This window comes from Clostridium sp. SHJSY1, assembly GCF_031626875.1.
Taxonomy (GTDB): domain Bacteria; phylum Bacillota; class Clostridia; order Clostridiales; family Clostridiaceae; genus Clostridium.
Genome location: NZ_JANDMF010000092.1, coordinates 1 through 5,522, shown reverse-complemented (window position 1 = coordinate 5,522; position 5,522 = coordinate 1). Strand labels below are relative to the sequence as shown.

At 29.3% G+C, this 5,522-nt stretch carries 5 protein-coding genes, 2 tRNA genes and 1 rRNA gene; 1 reads left to right on the top strand and 7 read right to left on the bottom strand.

The window, feature by feature from the left end:
* Positions 1-434: 434 nt before the first annotated feature.
* Positions 435-1,250 (bottom strand): pyruvate, water dikinase regulatory protein, encoded by an 816-nt coding sequence (locus tag NNC19_RS23095; RefSeq protein ID WP_310941042.1) that lies wholly within the window; start codon positions 1,248-1,250, stop codon positions 435-437.
* Between the two features lie 140 nt (positions 1,251-1,390).
* On the opposite strand from NNC19_RS23095, the gene NNC19_RS23090 reads away from it, so the two are divergent.
* Complete coding sequence (locus NNC19_RS23090; protein ID WP_310941041.1) at positions 1,391-2,140, top strand: signal peptidase II; 750 nt, start codon at positions 1,391-1,393, stop codon at positions 2,138-2,140.
* An 87-nt stretch (positions 2,141-2,227) separates the two neighbouring features.
* Here NNC19_RS23090 and NNC19_RS23085 read toward each other — a convergent pair.
* The 6 genes from NNC19_RS23085 to NNC19_RS23060 form a co-directional block, all read right to left on the bottom strand.
* Positions 2,228-2,303, bottom strand: a tRNA-Lys gene (locus tag NNC19_RS23085).
* Between the two features lie 6 nt (positions 2,304-2,309).
* Positions 2,310-2,426 (bottom strand): 5S ribosomal RNA (gene rrf, locus NNC19_RS23080).
* A gap of 112 nt (positions 2,427-2,538) precedes the next feature.
* Positions 2,539-3,483, bottom strand: a complete 945-nt coding sequence (locus NNC19_RS23075) for an L-lactate dehydrogenase (protein ID WP_310941040.1) — start codon at positions 3,481-3,483, stop codon at positions 2,539-2,541.
* Positions 3,484-3,634: 151 nt separating this feature from the next.
* A complete protein-coding gene (locus NNC19_RS23070) occupies positions 3,635-4,375 on the bottom strand; it encodes a flagellar motor protein MotB (protein WP_310941039.1) in 741 nt (246 codons plus the stop codon).
* A gap of 14 nt (positions 4,376-4,389) precedes the next feature.
* Complete coding sequence (locus NNC19_RS23065; RefSeq protein ID WP_310941038.1) at positions 4,390-5,166, bottom strand: flagellar motor protein; 777 nt, start codon at positions 5,164-5,166, stop codon at positions 4,390-4,392.
* 197 nt (positions 5,167-5,363) lie between these two features.
* Positions 5,364-5,439 (bottom strand) — tRNA-Lys (locus NNC19_RS23060).
* Positions 5,440-5,522 lie beyond the last annotated feature (83 nt).

Genomic DNA, 5,522 nt, shown 5'->3' with positions numbered 1-5,522 from the left:
TTTTTAACTTATATAATCTGTTCAATTTTCAAAGACCAATTTGTTTGCCGCCCTCAAGCGACTTTCTTATCTTATCATCGTTTTTGATATCTGTCAACAAGTTTCTTAAATAAATTTTGTTTTTCTATTTAAACTACTTTTTCTTTACATATCGTAACGCCGAGATTTATAATATCATACAAATGAACATATATGTTAATAATATGACCTATTATTCTTTAACTTCTCCATTATAGCTTAATTTTCTTTCTTTTTCTCTTAATTACACATAAAGATACACTTGGATTAGTTTATTTATTATAATATAAAAAATAGGCAAACATTTATAAAAAAACAACTTGCCTATTTTTTATAATTCAACAACAACTTAGTCAAACACTCCTAATAAATATAGATTTATGCCTTTTTATACCATATACTTAACTAAAATACAATTAAAATTCTAATTTCTTTTTGTAACCTATCTCTTTTAATATTATTAACGCAGTGTCTTCTATTGCTCTTTGAGTAACATCAATTGTTTTACATCCTAACTTTCTTATTATTTTATCTGCAAACTCAAACTCTTCCAATACTCTTGCATCTCCTGCATATTCAATATCTGATGGTATTCTATGAAATTTGTCTAATCTCTTCTTTCTAATTTCTATCAATTGTAGAGGATTAATAGTTAAACCAAATATCTTTTTCCTATTCACTTCATATAACTCTTCTGGAACTCCTACCTCAGGAACTAAAGGTATATTTATAGCCTTTAACCCTTTATTAGCTAAATACATGCATAAAGGAGTTTTAGATGTTCTAGACAATCCAACTAATATAACATCTGCATTTTTTAATCCTCTATAATCCTTACTATCATCATATTGCATTGCAAATTCCATTGCTTCTATCCTTTTAAAGTACTCTTCATCAGTATTCCACATAGCACCTGGATTATATTCAGGCACTTTATTTAATAATGTAGCTGCAACATTTATTATAGGTCCTAGAACATTTATCACAAATATGTTTTTTTCTATTGCTTTCTGAGTTAAATGTTCTCTAACATTTACTGTTATTATTGTTGATATAATCATTGCTTTTTCACATTCATCAATAGCTTTCATTACATCTTCTACATCTTCAAGAGTTTTTATGTATGGTAATCTTCTAACTTCCACATCACCTTTAAATTGACTAGCAGCTGCTACTGCTACCTGATTTGAAGTCTCTCCAATAGAATCTGACACAGCAAATATAACTAACATTCTAATACCCTCTTTCATCTTATTTCATAATTCTCCATTCTATTATACCTCATCTAACTAATCATTAACCACTTTATAGTGAACTTTGCAATTCTATGTGATAAACTTAATTTATAAAATAAACTATGATGGAGGGTTATATGAAACACATTAAACTATTATCAATTGGAGGACTCCCTCTAATGTGGGGGATATATTTTTTATTTGAGCTTGTTACTGGAAGAGCTTCAGATCCATTAACATTTTTAGCTAACATAATCTTAATTGCTATATTCTCTTCAATTGGATATATAATTTATATTTATAGCACAAAACATACAAATGGTATTCCTTTTAAGAAATTACTTTTTGTATTCTTTATATTAATGCTAATTGACCAAGGAATTAAAATCATAATCAAATTTTATTTTTTCAATAAGAATATTACTATTATTAATAAAATGCTAAGTTTTAGTCCATTGATAAATACTGATGGTTCTTGGTTAAATGCTCGATTTGGAACTTCAGTAAGTTTTCCTATTTTAATTTTTACTAATGTGATTGCTTTATTCTTTCTACTTGAAATATATCGTTATTTAGTTTCCAAAAACATTTCAACTTTTTTTGGAGATTGTTCTTTTATATTTCTATTTTGTGGAGCACTATGTTCACTTATAGATAAAGTTTTTTATGGTGGAAGTTTAGATTTTATAGGAATAAGTAATTTATTTGTTGCAGATATTAAAGATATTTATATAAATCTTGGATTATACTTTTTTATACTCGCAACTTATTCAAGTGGTTATTTGACAAGTGCAGATAATTCTACACTAAAAGATGATTTTGAATCATTTAAGAATTTTTTGATTTTTACCAAAAATGATATATTCTCTATTGTAAAAAGGAAATAAAATAAGGATTTTACTAACGTAAAATCCTTTTTTATATTAATGCTAAGCAAGTTCTTATTAGAGGTTCCTTCAGCTGAAGTGACCCTTTGGTGGCTTACCGGGGAATCGAACCCCGGACACCTTGATTAAAAGTCAAGTGCTCTACCGACTGAGCTAGTAAACCATAAACACCTGGCAACGTCTTACTCTCCCACACAGTCTCCCATGCAGTACCATTAGCGCTATAGAGCTTAACTTTCCTGTTCGGAATGGAAAGGAGTGTTTCCTCTATGCCATTATCACCAGATTTGTCCCTCAACAAGATTTAATTATATAGATGAATTGATAATAAGTCAATAACTTTTTTATAAAAAATTATAACTTTAGTCAAAAGAAGACTAAATAAGCCTTCTTTCTCCTTATAATTTTTCCACACACTCTCGTATAACATGGCATGACTTTTCAAACTTTTTCATTTCATCATCTGATAAATCAATTTCTACAATTTCTTTTATTCCATTACTATTTAATACAGCTGGAACACCCGCATATATTCCACTCTGTCCATATTCACCATCTAAATATGCAGAAACAGGAATTATCTTATTTTCATTATACAAAACAGCCTTTATTATAGCTACTATAGCTGTTGCAATTCCATAATAAGTAGTACCTTTTCTATTATATACTTCCCATCCAGCTCTAGCAGTTTCTAATACTAATTTATCTAAATCTACATTTCCAAATCTATCTTTATTATCTTCTATTACTTTGTTAAATGACTTTCCTCCAATATAAACATGTGACCATGGAACCATTTGAGAATCTCCATGTTCTCCCATTGAATATGCCTGAACACTTCTAGGATCAACATTTAATAACTCTCCTATGAAATTTTTTAATCTAGCCGAATCTAAGGATGTACCAGTTCCAATTACATTACTTTTTGGTAATCCAGAAAGCTTTTTAACATAATAAGCTATAGAATCAACAGGATTGGATACTACTACAAAATGCCCATTAAACCCACTTTCCATTATTGGATCTACTATTGACTTTACAATCTTAGCTGATAACTCTAATGTATCTAATCTAGACTGTCCTTTAATAGGTGGCGCTCCTGCTGTTATTACAACTATATCAGCATCTGCACATTCTGCATAACTTCCTGTAGTGACTCTTGTATTTTTATTTAAGTATTCAATGCAATGGTTTAAATCCATTACTTCTCCTTTTGCTTTTTCCTCATTTATATCTATCATAAGAATATCATCACATACACCTTGTGTAATCAAACTAAAGGCTGTACTTGATCCTACTAACCCAGTTCCTACTATTGCTACCTTTTTACTTTTAAATGTCATAATATGGACCTCCTAATTTATTTTACATATTTAACTATTATATTATCACAAAAATGTATTCATTATATTAGAAAATGTTATATTAATACAAAAATATATTTATTCCATAATAAAGAGCCTTAGAATTTATCCCAAGACTCCTCTTAAAAATCTATTTATTTGTTACTTCAATTCCATTAAATTTGTTATTTACTATTAAAATATCAACTCTTCTATTTTTAGCCCTACCTTCTTCAGTATCATTTGTTGTAACAGGCTTATATTCTCCATATGCACGTGTTGATAACCTATTTGAACTAACTTGACATTCATTAGCAAAAGTTTTCAGCACATTTACTGCTCTTGCTGAAGAAAGTTCCCAATTTGAATCATACAAGTCATTTTTAATTGCAACATTATCTGTATGGCCTTCTATTATTATATCATTATCAACTTTATTTAAAACCTTTGATATATCTATTAGCTGCTTTTTATGGTCATCCTTAACTATTGCCTTAGCACTATCAAATAATATAGTATCAGAAAAACTTATTACAAGTCCTCTTTCCTCTGATTTGGTTGATACACTTCCTTCTAATCCAGCTTCACTAATAAGCTTATCAATTTGAACTTTAATCGAATTTAATTTTTGTTCTTCAGTAATTTCATTATTCTCTATTTCTTCTTTATCAGGATCTCCAGTTGCAGGATTTCCTTCTATAACTCCTACATTACCTGAATCATTCATATTAAAAGCTTGGTGAAGCGATGTTGATATCTGTTGGTATTTTTCTTTATCTACATTAGAAGATGCATATAATATTACAAAAAGAGCCATTAGTAATGTAATTAAATCTGAATATGTAAGTAGCCATCTTTCGCTATTTTCTTTCTTATTTTGTTTTTTCCTCATTTTCACTTTTACACCTACTTACTATCTTTTAATAAAGCTTCATTTCCATCTTCTAAAAATCCTTCAAGTTTACTTACTAGAGTATTTGGATTAACACCTTGCTGAATAAGTAATATCGCTTCTATTATCATTTGCTTTTCAATGACTTCTTGTTTGTTTAGCATCTTTAATTTATTTGCTATTGGTAACCATAAAAGATTTGCTGAAGATATTCCATATAAAGTTGCCATAAATGCTGATGCAATTTTAGGCCCTAATGTTGTTGGATCACTTAAATTGGCAACTACTTGAACTAATCCCATTACTGTACCTATAATACCCATAGTAGGAGCATATCCTCCAGCTGCTGAAAAAATCTCCATCCCATCTTCATGTCTCTCTACTACTTGTTCTAATTTTGTCTGCATAATGCTTTCAATTGTTGATTGTTCTATTCCATCTACAACTAATTGAAGTCCTTGCTTTATAAAAGGATCTACATTGCTTTCTGCCACCTCATTTTCTATAGATAGAAGTCCCTCTTTTCTTGTTTTTGTAGATATATCTCTAAAATATATTATATTATTTACCATGTTACTTTCTCTCTTTTGAAAAGCTATCTTTATTACTTTAGGAAACTTCTTTAGAACACTCCCTGGAAATGATACTACTACCGCACCAATCGTTCCTCCAAATACTATTAGTGCCGCTGATAGCTGAAATAAAGCCTTTATCATTCCTTCTTCTAAAACATAACCTAAGATTAATGAAATAAAAGCTGTTACTAGACCTCCTACTATTACAATATCCATTCTGTACCTCCTATATATTCTCCTACACCATACAATTCATCTTTTATTTACAATATTTTTATGTATTTACTATTTATTTAATTATCGTACAGATTTTATTAATATTTAGCTTTTTTGTAATATTTTATATTTTTATTTATTTTTAGGTTTTTTTATACACAAAAAAGACTATTGAAAAAATTCAATAGTCTAAAATATGGTGCGATATCAGGGGATCGAACCCGGGACACCCTGATTAAGAGTCAGGTGCTCTACCAACTGAGCTAATATCGCATAATAAACCTGGCAACGTCTTACTCTCCCACACAGTCTCCCATGCAGTACCATCAGCGCTGTAGAGCTTAACTTTCCTGTTC